At 43.5% G+C, this 17,982-nt stretch carries 11 protein-coding genes and 3 pseudogenes; 7 read left to right on the top strand and 7 right to left on the bottom strand.

Going from position 1 to position 17,982, the window contains the following annotated elements; translation table 11 throughout:
* Positions 1–145: 145 nt before the first annotated feature.
* The gene (locus tag F6J94_RS14480) at positions 146–1,633 is read right to left on the bottom strand and encodes a 2-succinylbenzoate--CoA ligase (RefSeq protein ID WP_293041296.1); all 1,488 of its coding nucleotides are present in this window, start codon (positions 1,631–1,633) and stop codon (positions 146–148) included.
* Between the two features lie 204 nt (positions 1,634–1,837).
* Between F6J94_RS14480 and F6J94_RS14475 the strand changes: the two are divergent.
* A pseudogene (locus F6J94_RS14475) lies at positions 1,838–2,071 on the top strand (pentapeptide repeat-containing protein); the annotation flags it as partial.
* Here the strand turns inward: F6J94_RS14475 and F6J94_RS14470 are convergent.
* The 3 genes from F6J94_RS14470 to menA all read right to left on the bottom strand — a co-directional run bounded on the left by F6J94_RS14470 (position 1,969) and on the right by menA (position 4,729).
* On the bottom strand, positions 1,969–2,913 hold the full coding sequence (locus F6J94_RS14470; protein ID WP_293041293.1) for an o-succinylbenzoate synthase: 945 nt from the start codon (positions 2,911–2,913) through the stop codon (positions 1,969–1,971). The pseudogene F6J94_RS14475 and the gene F6J94_RS14470 overlap by 103 nt on opposite strands.
* 137 nt (positions 2,914–3,050) lie before the next feature.
* On the bottom strand, positions 3,051–3,800 hold the full coding sequence (gene ubiE, locus F6J94_RS14465) for a bifunctional demethylmenaquinone methyltransferase/2-methoxy-6-polyprenyl-1,4-benzoquinol methylase UbiE (RefSeq protein WP_293041291.1): 750 nt from the start codon (positions 3,798–3,800) through the stop codon (positions 3,051–3,053).
* Positions 3,801–3,817: 17 nt separating this feature from the next.
* Positions 3,818–4,729, bottom strand: coding sequence for a 2-carboxy-1,4-naphthoquinone phytyltransferase (gene menA, locus F6J94_RS14460; protein ID WP_293041288.1), 912 nt, complete (start codon positions 4,727–4,729; stop codon positions 3,818–3,820).
* Between the two features lie 574 nt (positions 4,730–5,303).
* Here menA and F6J94_RS14455 point away from each other — a divergent pair.
* The 4 genes and pseudogenes from F6J94_RS14455 to menD all read left to right on the top strand — a co-directional run.
* Entirely contained in the window at positions 5,304–6,392 is a 1,089-nt protein-coding gene (locus F6J94_RS14455; RefSeq protein ID WP_293041301.1) for a methyltransferase dimerization domain-containing protein, read from the top strand.
* Between the two features lie 561 nt (positions 6,393–6,953).
* Positions 6,954–8,402 (top strand): isochorismate synthase MenF, encoded by a 1,449-nt coding sequence (locus tag F6J94_RS14450; RefSeq protein ID WP_293041298.1) that lies wholly within the window; start codon positions 6,954–6,956, stop codon positions 8,400–8,402.
* A gap of 190 nt (positions 8,403–8,592) precedes the next feature.
* Positions 8,593–9,378 carry a 2-succinyl-6-hydroxy-2,4-cyclohexadiene-1-carboxylate synthase gene (gene menH, locus F6J94_RS14445; protein ID WP_293041286.1) on the top strand — a complete coding sequence of 262 codons (786 nt, stop codon included), beginning with the start codon at positions 8,593–8,595 and terminating at the stop codon, positions 9,376–9,378.
* 106 nt (positions 9,379–9,484) lie between these two features.
* Positions 9,485–10,519 (top strand): annotated as a pseudogene (gene menD / locus F6J94_RS34290) (2-succinyl-5-enolpyruvyl-6-hydroxy-3-cyclohexene-1-carboxylic-acid synthase); the annotation flags it as partial.
* A gap of 32 nt (positions 10,520–10,551) precedes the next feature.
* Here menD and F6J94_RS34285 read toward each other — a convergent pair.
* Positions 10,552–10,929 (bottom strand): pentapeptide repeat-containing protein, encoded by a 378-nt coding sequence (locus tag F6J94_RS34285; protein ID WP_367142209.1) that lies wholly within the window; start codon positions 10,927–10,929, stop codon positions 10,552–10,554.
* A 635-nt stretch (positions 10,930–11,564) separates the two neighbouring features.
* Positions 11,565–12,569 carry a PleD family two-component system response regulator gene (locus F6J94_RS14435; RefSeq protein ID WP_293041275.1) on the bottom strand — a complete coding sequence of 335 codons (1,005 nt, stop codon included), beginning with the start codon at positions 12,567–12,569 and terminating at the stop codon, positions 11,565–11,567.
* 382 nt (positions 12,570–12,951) lie between these two features.
* On the opposite strand from F6J94_RS14435, the gene mfd reads away from it, so the two are divergent.
* Both mfd and F6J94_RS14425 read left to right on the top strand, forming a co-directional pair.
* Complete coding sequence (gene mfd / locus F6J94_RS14430) at positions 12,952–16,725, top strand: transcription-repair coupling factor (RefSeq protein ID WP_293041265.1); 3,774 nt, start codon at positions 12,952–12,954, stop codon at positions 16,723–16,725.
* Positions 16,726–17,555: 830 nt separating this feature from the next.
* Positions 17,556–17,831 (top strand): Mo-dependent nitrogenase C-terminal domain-containing protein, encoded by a 276-nt coding sequence (locus F6J94_RS14425; RefSeq protein WP_293041256.1) that lies wholly within the window; start codon positions 17,556–17,558, stop codon positions 17,829–17,831.
* Here F6J94_RS14425 and F6J94_RS14420 read toward each other — a convergent pair.
* Positions 17,821–17,982, bottom strand: a pseudogene (locus F6J94_RS14420) (RNA-guided endonuclease TnpB family protein); the annotation flags it as partial. The gene F6J94_RS14425 and the pseudogene F6J94_RS14420 overlap by 11 nt on opposite strands.

Here is a 17,982-nt window from a genome sequence, read left to right as displayed (position 1 = left end):
TGGCAGTTACTTAGGGAGCAGGGAGCAGGGAGCAGGGAGCAGGGAAGTCGGAAGTGGAAAAACAATCCTGTGTACCTGATAGTTATGCAAACCGCCGTATCCCCAGCCTAGCAATTTAGATTGACCTAATTGATTTCGTTGAGTTTCAATTACTTAAACAATCACGCGCGATAACTTTCACTTGCTGATAATTCAATTTTCCTTGACCATTGCGCGGTAAAGATTCTACCGCCACCCAATCCTTAGGACACTTGAATTTACTCAAATTCCCCTCTACCTTTTGTTGCACCATCGCAACAGAAACCTGATCGGAACTAGGCACAAAAACAGCGGTTACCACTTGACCCCAATAGTCATCGGGTAAGCCAATCACACAAACATCACTGACGAGCCCTGTGCCACGAATTACCTGTTCTACCTCAGCGGGAAACACATTTTCACCACCGGTAATAATTTTGTTACTGCGACGGCCAACAGTATATAAGTAACCCTGTTGATCGAAATAGCCTAAATCGTCCGATTGTAGCGTTTGGAGTCTGTTGGGAAATTTACTTACCTCAGACTCTAGGGCAAGATTTTTGCTAGGGCTATAGTAGCCATGGAATAAAGACTTTGCTTCAATAGTAATCACACCAGTTTGATTAGCCTTGAGAATTTCTCCATTACCATTGCGAATGGTCACCTTGGCATGGGGTAACACCTGACCACAACTATTGTTACCACTGTTACCACTGAGGAAATCCTCAGGTTTAAGGGTGACTACACCAGAAGCGGTTTCGGTCATGCCATAGGTAAGAGCTAAAGGAATACGATACTGTCTTGCTTGTGTTAATAGGGATTCCCACGCCGGAGCCCCCCCTAACAAGACTGTCCGAAAGCGGGATAACCAGTCAGCCGCATCTTGGTTGATGAGCTTGGCTAGTTGAGTCGGTACCAGAGAGATAAAAAATTCTTTGGGATCAATGTCTCGTCCTTCCCCAGCTTTCAAGGCTTTGAAGGGCAAAATTACCATACGTCCGCCTGTAGTAAGCGATCGCATAAACTGCATCAAACCACTGACATGATACAGAGGCAAGACACAAAAGGAATTCACTGGCTTGTTCCCAAAATACTGATGAAACCCTGCTACTGATGCCATTAAGGTTTCCCAAGTGTGAATCGCAAAGCGGATTTTGCCAGATGAGCCCCCTGTGGGAATCATAATGAGTGCTGAGGGCGGATTATTGAGTTTTGAATATTTACTATTGAGTGTTGACTGTTTATTATTGAGTGTTGATGGCTCAATGATACTGGCTAATTCTCCGATAATTAGATCGGGATGGATTTGGTTAAGGACTTGTTGCCATTCTGGTTTTACCCAGTGGGGATTCCCTAAGAAGACATGACAATTAGTGGCAACAGCAACTAGGAAAGCGGCTATAAATTTAAGAGGATTTTGCTCTACTAAAAGAATTTTCGGTGCTTTTTCCTGGGAAAGTTGGGAGAATTGCTGACAGTATTGCTCAATGAGTTGGTTAAGTTGCTGACTGTCATAGCCAATCAGCCATTGTTCACCAGAACGTTGTTGGACATAGCTTAGGGGCTGCTGGACGTATGAATCCTGCCGATATTTGCTCTTTAACGCTTTAACCATCTAACCAAATAACCTTAACACCCAATAACTTTAAACATTCCAACCTTCAATCATCTAACCAAATAACCCAATAACCAAATAACCCAATAACCTAAAAACCCAATAACCTAAAAACCATCAAACCTTCAACCATCAAACCTTCAACATTCCAACCTTCAACCATCAAACCTTCAACCATCAAACCTTCAACCATCAAACCTTCAACCATCAAACCTTCAACCATCAAACCTTCAACCATCAAACCTTCAACATTCCAACCTTCAACATTCCAACCTTCAACCATCAAACCTTCAACATTCCAACCTTCAACATTCCAACCTTCAACATTCCAACTTTCAACCATCTCTTAAACCTTCATTAAACCAATGGTTGACACCAAAACCTACAGCGCGCTTGAAGTCAGAGAGTTCTGCTGCTAGCTGGAGAACCGCTTGTTGACCAATGGTAGTTTCCAAGGCGGATGAAAAAACGGTATCAATCGGATAGGTGTCGCAAAACTGCCGTAGTCGTTTCCGAGAACCTGCGATCGCAGCTTTAATCACAAAAATTCCTCGCCATCCCCGCTGGTAACACTGTTCAAGTTGGTCAAGGGTTGCCACAGATTCATCCAATGCGATCGCAGTGGAATAGTTGTGGCTCATCTCCAACATCACATCGAACTGCTCTGGAGGTAGGGGCTGTTCGATAAACTCAACCGCTCCAATGGTGTCACATACCATCAGCCACTGCTCAGCTTCTTGTTTAGTCAATCCCCCATTGGCATCCAAACGCAATTGGCCAGAAGCAGGTATTGCTTCAACCAACTCCTGAACTATCTTGACTTCATCCTCAATCGGAGCAATACCAATTTTCCATTTAAAGCTTCGGTATCCCTGATTCCAGGGAGCTTCCCAGGACTGTTTTGCTGCGTCATAACTCGGCAACAAGTAACTGTAGTGTTGTTTGCTTGGTTCAAAGTCCTTTGTAGAAAGTCCTTTGCCCATCACTAGCTCCCAAGCCGATTCAAACCCAAATTGACAGCAAGGGAGTTCAGCAGGAATGGCGAAAATCTCCTCTGTAGTAATCTCCTGAGGTAATTGCTCGCAAAAATTAAAGGCTTGTTCCAGAGTTTCCGAACCAAACCAAGGGATAGGAGCAATTTCACCCCAGCCAATGTTTCCTATTTCATCACTAAGGCTAAGAATGATACCTTCTCTGACTGTCCATTGGCCATGACTAGTAGACAGGGGATGTTTAAAGGGACGCTGGTATGGGTGAAACTTGAACTGATAGTTGGTCATTTATTACAGCGGTTTGCAATTGGGTGAGGTACAAATTCCTGGGTTTTAGGGAACAGGGAACAGCTAACAGGGAACAGGTAAGAGGGAATAGGGAAAAAATCCTGTGTACCTAATAGTTATGAAAAACGCTGTAATTGCTAATTGCTATTGCGCTGCATCCCGATTCCCGATTCCCGATTCCCGATTCCCGATTCAACACTTCTAGGTTTTGTTAATACCAATACTCCTAAGGTTCCGCCAACAATCGGGTAGTGAGTTGCACGAAAGCCTACTTGCTGTGCTAAAGATTCTTGCTCCGGACCACGGGGGAATCGCTGTACACTAGGCCAGATATAGGCATACTCTTCCTCAAGTCCTTGATCACGGGCTAGGGGAACAACAATAGTTTCCATATACCACTGTTGAAACTGCCGAAACAGAGCCTGAGACGGTAAGTGAAAGTCAAGAATTGCTGCTTTAGCCCCTGGTTTAAGAATACGGTAAATTTCCTTTAGGCTCTTGGGGATATCTACGACATTACGTAATCCATATCCCATAGTTGCTCCGTCAAAGGTATTGTCAGCAAATGGTAAATCTAAAACATCCGCCTCTACCCAGTCAATCTGTGGTTCAGAGGATTTTTGTTTTGCGATCGCTAACATCTGGGGAGCAAAATCTACTCCATACACCTTTCCTAGAGTGCCTACTCTCTCGGCTAATAGTCGAGTCAGGTCTCCACTGCCACAACACAGGTCAACACAGGTATCTCCTGGCTTAGGCTCAGCCCATTTAACCGTCATCAGCTTCCAAATTCGATGCTGACCCCAACTGATCCAGTCATTAAGCTGGTCATAGTTAGAAGAGATGTTATCAAAAATTCCCTGAATCTCCTGGGATTGGTTTGACATGATTCGTTCAATTAAGGTTAATTAAGGTTAATTACGAAACCGACACCCAACAAGAGTCCACTCCAAAAATGTAGCGCTACGGCAATAAACTTACAATTACTCACCTTTTCCGGTTGGTTGTGATGAGCGTTAACATGGCGGCAAAGCTTGATAGCAAAAGGCAATCCTACCAAACTGAGTAATGTCGATATGGGGAATAGCCCCATGATCACAAACCCAGCAGTAGCAGCAAATAGGCTACCACAAATCCAGGGCAACAGTTTAGCACCCCTTTTGGTGCCAAGGCGAACAATAGGCGATCGCTTCCCAGCTGCTATATCATCCTTTACTTGGTGAAAATGGGAGCAAAATAGAATTAACATAGTCGCCAGACCCACAATTATCGATGCCGCCAGGTTAGTGACAGACCAACTCTGGGTTTGACTGTAGTAGGCAGCTGACATGCCTAACGGACCAAAGCTCAAAAAGACCAGAATCTCTCCTAGACCTTGGTAGCCCAGGCGAAAGGGAGGTCCTTGGTACATATAGCCAAGGCTGCAGCATAGGAGTACTAACGCCATCACTGTTAAGTCTTGCTGCCACCAGCAGATCAGTAGCATACCAAGGATACCCAGTCCTAAACACAGGTTCCCTAGCCAAAAAATTAACGATTTGTTTCCCGTCAGGTTGACTATCGAGTGAGCTTTGTTTTTATCAATCCCAGTCTCAGAGTCAAACACATCGTTACTCAGATTCTCCCAAGCCAGAATCAGAATCGAAGCACTGACAAATGTCAAAAATATTTTCAAATCGAGGTGATTGGTCTCAAACCATGCCACAGCAGCTGCCACCCAAACATAGATAATTGCCACGCTATACATGGGGGGCTTGATGGCTGCTAGCCACAGTTTCTGTTTGGAGCTAGGAGCATTAATTGTGTTTGTTGTCAAAATAGTCACGGAATATGAATGCCAGTCGTGCTAGAGTGACCGTCAAACCATCAACCAATACTGCTGGGACTGTTCAAGCTTTGGGTCAACGGTCTTCAACGGTGTTAAGGGGCAGTCTTCAACGGTGTTAAGGTTCATGTAGGGTGGGCAGTGCACCAGACAGATAATGAAGCTTACAAACCGCGTTGGTAGGCACTGCCCACCCGAAGATTAATGACAATGGTGCAAGATCTCAGTTAAAGGGTGTTAAGGGGCAGCAATAGCAGAATACCATTAATCCCAATCAAGGTCTTGTTTTGATAATACGTCAATTTATGTAAATTTTATTGACAAAATATTAACTAAAGTGATAAAAAAACTACTATTACTATAGGACTTACCCAAAACTGAACCCCAAACTCTATAAGTAGTAGAGTGCGTTAATAACGCACCCTGTAAGTCTTGTAAGCAATCCTAAAAAGTATGACTAAAAAGTATGACCAGTAATGTAAGAGTGCTAGAAAGGGATACTCTAGATATCAAGTCGAAACAGCCAAGATTTGGACTGCCATCTAAATTGGTAGGCTTAGCCTTGGTGATCAAAAAGTATTTTCCAGAAACTATCAATACCTTAAGCAAACTTATTGGTAATCGAATCAGACTCTTAGAAAGAGCAGAAATGCTGGCAGATGCCACCAGTTTCCAACGCACTGCAATTATTATGTCAGCTGTGAAACTTGGTGTTTTTGATTATCTGCATAAGCATCCCGGAGTTTCTGCTAATTTAGTAGCCAGGGATTTGAATCTTAATTTGATCTCAACTGAGCGATTGCTGAGGGTTTTGGAGAGTCTTGGTTATCTCAAAATTAGCCAAACTAATCATAATCAAGGTTTTGGCTATGTTAATACCCAAATGACTAAGAATTACTTAGTTAGAGAAAGTCCAAGTTATTTGGGAGATTATTACAATCTAGTCTCTCAGACATGGTCATCCTGGTTATCATTAAACTTAACTATCCAAACCGGCAGCTCAAATCAGCAGATGGATTTGTTTAATGGTAATGATGAAACCCTTTATGAGTACTATGCATTTGCTAACGAATATCTGAAAGAACCTTCCCGAGAATTGTTCACTAAAATTCCTCTTGATCAGGTTAAGAGAATTATTACTGGCGAAGTGGGTATTACCTTTATAGGCAAGCTACTGGAACGCAAAACTGATGTAGACTTTGTGCTGGCAGGCTTGGAAAATCAAATTGATTTTTTAGATCGACTTTTAAGCAAGTATCCTTTACCTAAATCTCCGGAAGAGATTATTATATCTGCCGAAGGAAACGCTTTGTCTGACCAGTGGGGTGCTAAAGAAGAATATGATCTTGTCTTCTTATTTAGAAAATTGTCGTACAGCGATTATGGTAGCCAGTTTATCAAAAAATCTTTTCAGGTTTTAAGACCAAAGGGTATGGTGATTATCCTAGAACCTAGCACTGACAGTTTGGTTCCTTCACCATCATTTTTGCCAGAATTAGAAATAATGGATTTATTGATTGGCGGAGTTAAAGCTCCCTCTCTTTACTCTACCGATAAAATTGTTAACCTCTTAAGAGAAGTAGGCTTCATCAAAACTGAAGTGGTATCTACCCAAAAGGGCAGCTTTTTATTTGTAGTAGGTTGGAAAAATTAATCAGGGATTGTCTATACTAATATCCCCTTGATTTCCGTCTTGACTAGTGACCAAATAAATGATTTGTCATCCAAACCAAAATTTTTACTACCAAAACTAGGGCTGATCATTTCTTGATGGTGAGCAATTATAGAATTCTAGGGTAAGCGCAAGAAAAATTAAACCAAAATGTGATAGCGATGCAGCGCCGCCAAAGGGGGTTCCCCCCATGAGCGACTGCATCAAGAATAGAGCAAGGATTATGACCATAGTAAGCCTTGATTATCATGATTATGGCAATTTTTTTCAATAGTTGCGATAAAACCGCCTATTTATTGATTTTTGCCCTTACCCTGCTTTTCTTAATTGCCAAACATGCTTATAATTGATCATTAGTAACTATAAATGCTGTGAATTAAATGTGAATTAAATAAGTTATGTAAATACAAATTAAGAAATATGTAGTAAAGAGCGTTCGCGCAGCGTGGCCATTCGCGTAGCGTGGCAAAAAGGCCAAGGCCAATCGCGTTTGTGTTGTCGTTCATTGAGGTAAACACTCCTGTAATTCAAGAAACCCTATATATGTCAGTCATTCCCTGCCCTGCTAAGCTGTTTCATGAGCCTAAAGAGTTACATCAGTTTCTCTTAGCCTGCCAGAAAAAATCTCAAAAACAAGGTATTGCCAAAATTGCCAGTATTTCTCAAGAAATTTCCCCCCTCGACCCACTGGCGGTTTTTCAGGCAATTCGGGATAGAGCCGCCCCTTTTGCCGCCACGCCCGAGCCCCTACACTTCTATTTTGAAAATAGAAGTAATAAAGAATCAATTGTTGCTATTGATGCGGCTGTTGACCTTAATTTAGCTGGTGAGCAACGCTTCTATAAAGCGCAAAAATTTATCGACTCATGTCTAGCTAACACCATAATTAGTGGTAAAATAGAGCAGCGATTTGCTGGACCTCATTTCTTCTGTAGCTTTACGTTTTTTGGTGATAAGCTTAATAGTAACAACCCTTTCCCATCTGCCACTATTTTTCTACCTCGCTGGCAAATTTCACTTTGTCAAAGCCGATGTGTAGTAGTGGCTAATCTTGAAATCAATTCTCAAGTTAATCTGGATTGGCTGGTCGAAAGCCTAGGTCGGCAGTTCAATCTAATCACCTCTTCTGGTCGTCTGCTCTACTGTTTTACTGGTAAGGCTAACCATCATGAATTTCTCAAGCAAGATTCAAAAAAAGCCAAAGACTTCAAGTTATCGGTTTCATCAGCCTTAAAATCTATCCAAGCCAATCAATTTAGCAAAATTGTCCTTTCCCAAGCCGTGGATGTCGTCTCACCAATACCCTTTAATCTGGTAGATTCTCTGGACAATTTGCGCCATAATTATCCAGATTGCTATATTTTTTCCATCAGTAACGGCAAAGGTAAAAACTTTATTGGCGCTAGTCCTGAACGTCTGATTAGTATTTACGACCATCAGTTAGTGACGGATGCTTTAGCAGGGTCTGCTCCACGAGGTAAAACCCCAGCTGAAGATGCGGATTTGGCGAACCAATTACTTAGTAGTGAAAAAGAGAGACGTGAACATAACGCAGTGAGTGAATTTATTATCCAACGTCTTTGTCAACTGGGTTTGGAACTGGATTTTTTGCCATCTCCCCAACTGCTGAAACTCTCGAATATCCAGCATTTATGGACTCCGATTAAAGCAGCATTACCAGCTGATGTCAATCCCCTAGATATTATAGCGAAACTGCATCCTACTCCAGCAGTGGCTGGTGTTCCTACCAAAATTGCTTGTGAGCAAATCCGACACTACGAAACCTTTGACCGTTCTCTGTATGCTGCTCCCCTCGGATGGATAGATTATCAAGGCAATAGTGAATTTATCGTTGGGATTCGGTCTGCTTTGATAGCAGGTAATCACGCTCGGCTCTACGCTGGTGCTGGAATTGTTGCTGGCTCTGATCCCAATAAAGAACTCGCAGAAATTAACCTTAAGCTAATGGTGCTTCTTAAAGGCTTAGTGTAAGCCTGTGTTCATTGGTGGTTGCTGTTGGATAATCAGTTATAGCGTTTATCGTAGCTATGAGGTACACATTATTTTTTACCTCTTACCTCTTACCTCTTACCTCTTACCTGCTCCCTGCTCCCTGCTCCCTGCTCCCTAAAATCCATAAATTTGTACCTCAACCAATTTAAAAACGCTATATATTTGATAAATGCGATATCAATTTCACTATGAGTTAAGAGGAAACCGAGAGCAACCACGGATTCTTTTTTGCCATGGATTCATGGGTAGCAGCCAGGAATTTGATGAAGCAATATCATTACTTTGTGAGGAATTTTGTTGTCTAGGTGTTGATTTACCTGGTCATGGTAAGACCAAAGTGTTAGGTGGGGATGAGTGCTACACCATGCCAAACACTGCTCACGCCTTAAAGGACTTACTAGAGCAGTTAAACTTTGAACCATGTTTTTTAGTTGGCTATTCTATGGGAGGTCGATTGGCTCTCTACATGACCCTTCATTTCCCCCAATGTTTTAGTAAAGTACTACTCGAATCAGCATCTCCAGGGCTAAAGACTCAAGCAGAACAATTAAAGCGCCGTCAACGAGATTGGCAAATTGCCGAAAAATTGGAAACTGAAGATTTATTGACCTTCTTATCAAATTGGTACAATCAGCCTCTGTTCACCTCCCTCAAGCAGCACCCTAACTTTGAACAAATTATCAAGATTCGACAACAAAATAACCCTCTGGAATTAGCTAAATCTCTGCGTCATATGAGTACAGGATGCCAACCATCTCTGTGGGAATCACTCCAACATAATCAAGTTCCTTTGCTTTTGCTAGTCGGAGACTATGATCATAAATTTAAATCGATTAACTCAGAAATAGTAACACGTTGTACAGAAGCTAAGTTAAACGTCATTGCTGATTGTGGACATAACATCCATTTTGAGAACGTCAATGAATTTGTGAAAAATGTCAGAGATTTTTTTTAGGGAGTAGGGATTAGCGATTAGGAATTAGGGTAGTCAACCGTCAACTGTCAACAAAACCGAATCAACATTTAAAATAATCAAATAAAATGTTGATTAACCTAATTGAATGCCTATTGATTTTCGCAACACCAATAGCCTCTGGGCTTCCATACTGGTAGAAACCCTACAGCGCTTGGGATTGACCACAGCAATCATCTGTCCAGGGTCACGCTCAACCCCTCTAACTGTTGCGTTTGCTCAACACCCACAGATCGAGGCGATTCCAGTTCTAGATGAACGTTCAGCCAGCTTTTTCGCCTTAGGCATTGCTCGACAATCGGGAAAACCAGTTGTACTGGTTTGTACCTCTGGCACGGCTGGGGCTAATTTCTATCCCGCTGTGATTGAAGCCAGAGAAAGCCGAGTGCCACTATTGGTATTGACTGCTGACCGTCCCCCAGAACTCCAAGATTGTCATTCCGGACAAACCATTGACCAAATCAAATTATACGGCAACTATCCCAACTGGCAAAGTACCCTAGCGGTACCTCAAGCTGATATCAGTATGCTCCGTTATCTACGGCAAACCGTAGTTCATGCTTGGGAGCGAGCCTCCTTTGGCAGCACTCCACTAACACATTTTCCTACCCCTGGTCCAGTACACTTAAATCTACCTTTCCGTGACCCTCTCCCACCTATTCCCGACACAACCACTAACCCATTAAAATCCCAATTACAACCAGAAGAATTCTTCGCTCACTGTCAAGAGCAAGCTGTAACTGACAACCTGCAACCTACAACTTATAACCTGGAACCTGCAACCGGTAAAATCCTAGAACAGTGGCAAGAATCCCAGGAAGGAATTATTATCGCTGGTCCAGCTCAACCCCAAAATCCCAAAGACTATTGTAATGCGATCGCATCCTTGTCCAAAACCTTAAGATGGCCTGTATTAGCAGAAGGGCTCTCACCGGTAAGAAACTATTGCGACCTCAACCGAGATCTAATTTCCACCTATGACTTGATCCTGCGTAATCCACGATTAGCGCAACAGCTAAAACCCACAATGGTTATTCACATCGGTGAACTACCGATTAGCAAAGAACTGCGTGCTTGGTTGGATAAATGTCAACCGCGACGTTGGGTGATTGACCCTAGCCACCACAACCTCGACCCCCTCCATGGCACAACAACTCATCTGCGCATGAGTGTAGAACAACTGGGGATATGGGTAAAGGAGTTGAAGGTTGAAAGGTTGAAGGTTGACGGTTCACCACCGTTGAAGGTTGAAAGGTTGAAGGTTGACGGTTCACCACCGTTGAAGGTTGAAAGGTTGAAGGTTGTTCGCGTTCGCGCAGCGTCGCCTACGGCGAAAGCGTGGCCTTTTGGCCAAGGTTCACCACCGTTGAAGGTTGACGGTTCTAACCTGCAACCAGATAACCTGCAACCAGATAACCTGCAACCAGATAACCTGCAACCTACAACCAATACCAACCTGCAACCAGATAACCTGCAACCAGATAACCTGCAACCAGATAACCTGCAACCAGATAACCTGCAACCTGCAACCAATACCAACCTGCAACCTGCAACCCAACCTTACCTACAAAAGTGGTGTGAGGCTGAAGCGAAGGTCAGGGCAAAGGTTGATCAAACAATGACTAAAATGAGTCAGTTGTTTGAAGGCAAAGCTGCTTGGTTACTGTCCCAATGTCTACCACCGGAAACACCTCTATTTATTGCTAACAGTATGCCAGTCAGAGATGTGGAGTTCTTTTGGAAACCTGGTAACACCAGGATTCGACCTTGGTTTAATCGGGGCGCTAATGGGATTGATGGTACCTTATCAACAGCTTTAGGTATTGCTCATCGTAATCAAAGCAGTGTGATGCTAACGGGTGACTTAGCATTTTTGCATGACACCAATGGTTTCCTAATTAAAAACAAGTTTGTTGGTCATTTAACCATTATCTTAATTAATAACAATGGTGGTGGCATTTTCGAGATGTTGCCCATTGCCAAATTTGACCCACCCTTTGAAGAATTCTTTGCCACACCCCAAGATGTCAATTTTTATCAGTTGTGTCTGAGTTATGGAGTAGAGCACCAGCTGATTCAATCATGGCAGCAGCTGAAGCAACGTTTAAAACCACTTCCTAGCCAAGGCATTAGAGTGTTAGAATTGCCCACTGACCGTAGAAAAGATGCTAGTTGGCGTCAAGATTATTTTCATTATAATTACTACTGATTTGTTTTTCATAACTAACATTAACCATGCGATTTCTTCCGGAAACTTTTGCATGATATAGCGCTTTATCAGCCTCGGATAATAAATTATATGGGGAGGATTTTCCTGTGGTAATAGTACTGGCACACCCTAGGCTGACGGTAACAATGTCACTCACCAGAGAACCAGAATGAGGGATCGCCTTTTTGTAGAGTTTAGTTTCAATGGTTTCTGCTACCTGAATAGCGCCTTGTATATCAGTACTCGGCAACATTACCACAAATTCCTCACCCCCATAGCGAGCCACCATATCCGCTGGACGCTTTGCTGCTTGATCAAGGATTTGAGCAACTTGTTTAAGACACTCATCTCCTGATTGGTGTCCATAAGTGTCATTGTAAAGCTTAAAAAAATCAATGTCACACAAAACTAAAGATAATGGCTTTTCTTCCCGTGCCAGTCGAGACCATTCGTTGTTCAAATATTCGTCAAAGGCTCGGCGGTTGGCAACTTGGGTTAAGCCATCGATAGTAGCCAGGCGTGCCAACTCTTTATTGGCGATTTTTAACTGTTTCATTGTCCAACTTGATTCAATCAAACGACCTACTCTTCGTCGTAAAACTGCCCAGTGCATTGGCTTAGTTATATAATCTGTCGCACCAGCTTCAAACGCTCGTTCTACAGATTCCTCATCATAGAGGGCTGTAATCATTAGTATAGGAGGACATTCAGAACCCAAGTTATCCTTCAATTTGCCACAGCAGGTAAACCCATCAATTATGGGCATTTTGGCATCTAAAAGCACAATGTCTGGCAATTGCTGCTCACAGATATTCAGACATTGCTCACCGTTGCTAGCTTCAATGACTTTATATCCTTCCTTTGTCAAGCTACGACGTAGCACCAAGCGCATGATCTTCTCATCATCAACCACGAGAACCTGAGGAGTTTTATTCTTAAAGTTATTCAAGTCAGTATTATCCATTATTGCTGCTTGAGTCAGTCATGTATTTCTGAACGGTAGCTCTTTGTTATTTTGTCTAGAAATTAAGGGGAATTTTGCTCGGCAATATCTGTTTAATCTAACCTAGGAAAATTAAATCTTCTAAAGATTAGTCTTCCGATCAAGTCGTCACCCCTGAAACTGTTATAGCCGAATCCTTTACCTAAACAGGATTTTGGCTTATTCAATATCAATTAATCTAGACCGACGGACTTGGAAACACTCCTGCATCCAGTGGTAAGGCCACTAATGAGATAAGTTAACCTATTCAACAACAGTCAATTTTTCCCAGGCAGTGCTATTCCTAGTAAAATGAGAGAAACAGCTATCCTGGAAGCCCTATTGTCAAGTACCCACTGAACTAATGGCACTTTCCTCGATCATTCGGACACTAGAGCACTCCCCTCTCACCAGTGAACTACTCACGAAACTAAATCGCCAACAGTATCTATCTCTGAATGGTATTCCCCGTTTGCCAAAGGGATTAGTAGCATCAGCCCTGGCCAAGGCAGACCAACGCCTCCTATTCGTAGTCTGTAGCACCCTAGAAGAAGCAAGTCGCTGGGCAACCCAACTGGAAGCCATGGGTTGGGATACAGTCCACTTATACCCCACCTCAGAAGCATCACCCTATGAACCCTTTGACCCAGAGTCGGAAATGACCTGGGGACAAATGCAAGTATTGGCAGATTTGGTCGAAAGCCTGAAGGTTGACAGGTTGCCAGTTGAAAGTTCTGACTTACAACCTTCGTTGGTTCAACCTTCAACTGATCGGATGGCGATTGTTGCCACTCAAGCAGCACTCCAACCCCACTTGCCCCCTGTCGATGCCTTTAAGCCCTACTGCCTTACCCTTAACCAGGGCATGACTTGGGATGGGAAAAACCTTGATAAAAAGTTAGCACAGCTGGGTTATGAACGGGTTCCCCTAGTGGAAACAGAAGGTCAGTGGAGTCGGCGCGGTGATATTGTAGATGTTTTCCCCGTAGCTTTAGAATTGCCAGTGCGGCTGGAATGGTTCGGGGATGAGTTAGAGCAGTTGCGGGAGTTTGACCCCGCAACCCAGCGTTCCCTGGATAAAATTGACGGCATCGTGCTGACCCCCACGGATTTTGGTCACATTATTAGCCAAGTGCTGAGAACCTCAAAGGCTGAACTAATCCAATCTTATCTCTCACCTCAGGAGCAAGAATCTTTCGAGGGAGGTCAGTCTTTAGAGGGTAGCCGCCGTTTCTTGGGTATTGCCTTTGACCAGCCAGCCTCTCTACTGGATTACCTGCCAGAAAATACTTTAATTGTCATTGATGAACCAGAACAGTGTGCTGCCCATTGCGATCGCTGGGTGGAACATGCCCAAGAACAATTAGAGGAACTGAATCATTCCCTGCCCTGTCTCCATCGTTATTTTGATCATGTTCTAGAGTTGAACGTTAACCAGTTCCAGGTTGAAGATTCAAACCTTGGCCTTTCGGCCACGCTACGCGAACAACCTACTAACCTTCAACCTACTAACCTTCAACCTAATAACCTTCAACCTACTAACCTTCAACCTACTAACCTTCAACCTACTAACCTTCCACCTACTAACCTTCAACCTAATAACCTTCAACCTACTAACCTTCCACCTACTAACCTTCCACCTACTAACCTTCCACCAATCCTGTATTTGTCAGAATTGGTGGAAGAAACTAGCCAAAATGCCGTTAATCTGGCTAGCCGCTCTGTACCAGTAACACCCCACCAGTTTGCCAAACTAGCGGAAGTACTGCGAGAGCAAAGCGATCGCCGTTTCTCGATTTGGCTGGTTTCTGCCCAACCTAGTCGTTCTGTTGCCCTGCTCCAAGAACATGATTGTCCTGCCCAGTTTGTCCCCAACCCTCGGGATTACCCAGCTATTGAGAAATTAAATCTCCAGAGGACAGCGGTAGCAGTCAAGTATTCGGGCTTAGCAGAACTAGAGGGATTTATCCTCCCTACTTACCGGATCGTGGTGGTAACAGACCGGGAGTTCTTTGGGCAGCATACCTTGGCAACTCCCAGTTATATCCGTAAGCGCCGCCGTGCTGCCTCCCAACAGGTTGACCCCAATAAGCTACGTCCAGGGGATTATGTGGTTCACAAGAATCATGGGATCGGTCAGTTCCTCAAGCTGGAAAAATTAAGCATAAATAATGAAACTCGCGAGTATTTGGTGATCAAGTACGCTGATGGTTTGCTCCGGGTGGCAGCGGATCAGTTGGGGGTACTATCTCGGTTTCGACATACAGGTACCGGTTTGCCTCAACTCCACAAGATGTCCGGTAAAACCTGGGAGAAAACCAAAAATCGTGTCCGTAAAAGTATTAAGAAAGTAGCGGTGGATTTGCTGAAGCTCTATGCCCAGCGAGCACAGCAGTCCGGTTATTGCTTTCCACCGGATTCCCCTTGGCAGCAGGAATTAGAAGATTCTTTCCCCTACCAACCTACTCCTGACCAACTCAAGGCGATACAGGATGTGAAACGGGATTTAGAAAGCGATCGCCCTATGGATCGGTTAGTTTGTGGGGATGTGGGGTTTGGTAAAACAGAAGTGGCAATTCGGGCTATTTTTAAAGCTGTCACCTCTGACAAGCAAGTAGCTTTTCTTGCCCCGACCACTATCCTTACTCAGCAGCATTATCATACCATCAAAGAACGGTTTTCTCCCTACCCGATCAATGTCGGTCTACTCAACCGCTTTCGTACCCCTCAGGAAAAGCGTGATATTCTTCAACGCCTTAAAACTGGGGAGTTAGATGTGGTAGTAGGTACCCATCAGTTACTGGGGAAGAGTGTAACGTTTCGAGAGTTAGGGCTGCTGGTGATAGATGAAGAACAACGGTTTGGTGTCAACCAGAAGGAAAAAATTAAATCTTTCAAAACTCAGGTAGATGTATTGACCCTAAGCGCTACTCCCATTCCCCGTACCCTCTATATGTCCTTATCGGGGGTACGAGAAATGAGTTTAATTACTACACCACCCCCCTTACGGCGTCCCATTAAAACCCACTTATCTCCCTATAAACCAGAAGCTGTCCGCACCGCCATTCGTATGGAACTTGACCGAGGTGGTCAGGTATTCTATGTCGTACCTCGGGTTGAAGGGATTGAAGAAGTTGCTGCGGAACTCAGGGAAATGATCCTTGAGGCCAGAATCGCCATTGCTCACGGTCAGCTCGACCCAGCCGAATTAGAGTCAATTATGCTCACCTTTAGCAACGGTGAGGCAGATATCCTAGTGTGTACTACGATTATTGAATCTGGGCTCGATATTCCTAGAGTCAACACCATTTTGATCGAAGATGCTCACAAATTTGGTCTTGCCCAACTGTACCAATTGCGAGGAAGAGTAGGTCGGGCGGGGATTCAAGCCCACGCTTGGTTACTTTATCCGAACCAGAAGGTACTCTCAGAAGCAGCCAAGAAACGTTTACGAGCAATTCAGGAGTTCACTCAACTCGGGTCAGGGTATCTGTTAGCCACCAGGGATATGGAAATTCGAGGGGTGGGGAATCTCCTAGGTGTAGAACAATCCGGTCAAATGGAAGCCATTGGCTTTGACCTCTACATGGAAATGCTGCAAGAAGCGATCAAGGAAATTCAAGGGCAAGAAATTCCTCAAGTAGATGATACCCAGATTGACCTTCAGATCACAGCCTTTATTCCCGCTGACTATATTCCAGATTTAGACCAAAAAATCAGTGCTTATCGAGCAGTAGCTGCAGCAGGGTCCCAGAAAGAGTTAGCACAGATCGCAGCAGCTTGGAGCGATCGCTATGGTCCAATTCCCTCCGTGGCAGAGCAATTACTGCGGGTGATGGAACTAAAACAGTTAGGGAAGTCTTTGGGATTTGCCCGAATTCGACCTGAGGGTAAACAACACATTATCCTAGAAACCCCCATGGAGGAACCAGCCTGGAAGTTACTCCAAGAGAACCTGCCCCAACATTTGCGATCGCGTTTTGTCTATTCTCCTGGTAAAGTTACAGTTCGTGGTCTAGGTCTAGTCAAGACCAACAAACAGCTAGAGAGCCTGATTGAATGGTTAGGTAAGATGCAAGGGGCACTGCCAGAACCTACTGTGGTTGGGTTACCCCAATCCCCAATCCCTAATTCCTAATTCCTGATGCCTAATCAGTAATTGGTAACTGACAAATGGCTAATTTATAGCATAACTTCCGTTGACTGTTGCTTGTGAACAGTCAACAGTCAACAATCAACAGTCAACCAATTAATTTTATCAAAAGTTCATAGTTTTATTGGTGTTTCTTCTTTTAACCTTTACCAAACCTTTCCCTTGTATTTTTATGCTTGAAATAAGGTAAGCTGTTAGCTTTTTAATAGTGAAAAAACCATTAAAAAGCTAGATTTATTATAGTTTTTATCTGAAAGCTTACCTAATAAGTTAAGTGGTAACAATTGAGCTCATGTCCGGTTGTTTTGGTAGTGTTCATCGTTGATTATCTTTTTGGTAATAGGTAATAGCTCGGGAGTAATCCCAATTACCAATTACCAATTACCAATTACCAATTACAAAAGCGTCAGCTGTCAGCCGTCAGCTGTCAGCCGTTGGCCTTAGGCCAATGGCTGATAGCTGAATGCTTACACAAAAGCTTTACAATACCTAGACTCCCGGACATGCTATGAATTATAACTATATAAATTTTTATAAATTACCGCCAATATGGCAATACAGCTCAATAGTAATCGTGTTTGATTACTTGATGTCTACCTACTTAACTAGAACTCTGTAAAACTGAGATCTTGCACCATTTTCATTAATCGTAGGGTGGGCAGTGCCTACCAACGAGCTTTGCAAGCTTCATTATCTGTCTAGTGCACTGCCCACCCTACATGAACTACATGAACTTAACTAGAACTCTGTAAAAGCTATTCCACCGGAATACCTTAGCTGAGGACTTTATTGACTAATTTTAGAGGTGTATAGCCATGTTCAGAACCAACAAGCACAGTACCAATCCACTCCTCTCAGAGGTAGCTGATCTCAATAGCAGTCTGACTCCGCCTGAGCCACTGCCCAAAAAACGTTTTGACTTACTAAAACCTGTGCGCCAATGGCTGGATCACATAGAAATTACAGATCAAACCCTAGCTAGATTCCTATCCAAAATTATTCCTGGTCAATGTCCCTTTGAGCGGGATTTAAAACTTTTCGGTCACTTAGAAATCAAGCATTTCTTGACACTCCCCATAGCTAGAAGCTAGGGGATTCTTGCTTCAACGAGTTGACTTGCTTAACCAGGTCGGAACCAGGAAAAGTAGAGGCCAATTCTCCACAAGCGTTTTGATAAGTTCCGGTGTGCCCCACCGTACCTAAGGCTCTAGTTAGAATGTTTCTGGCGGCATTGTGGTCGCG

The sequence above is a fragment of the Moorena sp. SIO1F2 genome, from assembly GCF_010672755.1.
Lineage (GTDB): Bacteria > Cyanobacteriota > Cyanobacteriia > Cyanobacteriales > Coleofasciculaceae > Moorena.
This window is presented reverse-complemented; position numbering and strand designations above follow the sequence as displayed.

Coding starts and splice junctions, on each gene's coding strand:
- F6J94_RS14480 (WP_293041296.1), bottom strand. CDS start 1,633: ATGGTTAAAGCGTTAAAGAGCAAATATCGGCAGGATTCATACGTCCAG.
- F6J94_RS14470 (WP_293041293.1), bottom strand. CDS start 2,913: ATGACCAACTATCAGTTCAAGTTTCACCCATACCAGCGTCCCTTTAAA.
- ubiE (WP_293041291.1), bottom strand. CDS start 3,800: ATGTCAAACCAATCCCAGGAGATTCAGGGAATTTTTGATAACATCTCT.
- F6J94_RS14450 (WP_293041298.1), top strand. CDS start 6,954: ATGTCAGTCATTCCCTGCCCTGCTAAGCTGTTTCATGAGCCTAAAGAG.
- menH (WP_293041286.1), top strand. CDS start 8,593: ATGCGATATCAATTTCACTATGAGTTAAGAGGAAACCGAGAGCAACCA.
- F6J94_RS14435 (WP_293041275.1), bottom strand. CDS start 12,569: ATGGATAATACTGACTTGAATAACTTTAAGAATAAAACTCCTCAGGTT.
- mfd (WP_293041265.1), top strand. CDS start 12,952: ATGGCACTTTCCTCGATCATTCGGACACTAGAGCACTCCCCTCTCACC.
- F6J94_RS14425 (WP_293041256.1), top strand. CDS start 17,556: ATGTTCAGAACCAACAAGCACAGTACCAATCCACTCCTCTCAGAGGTA.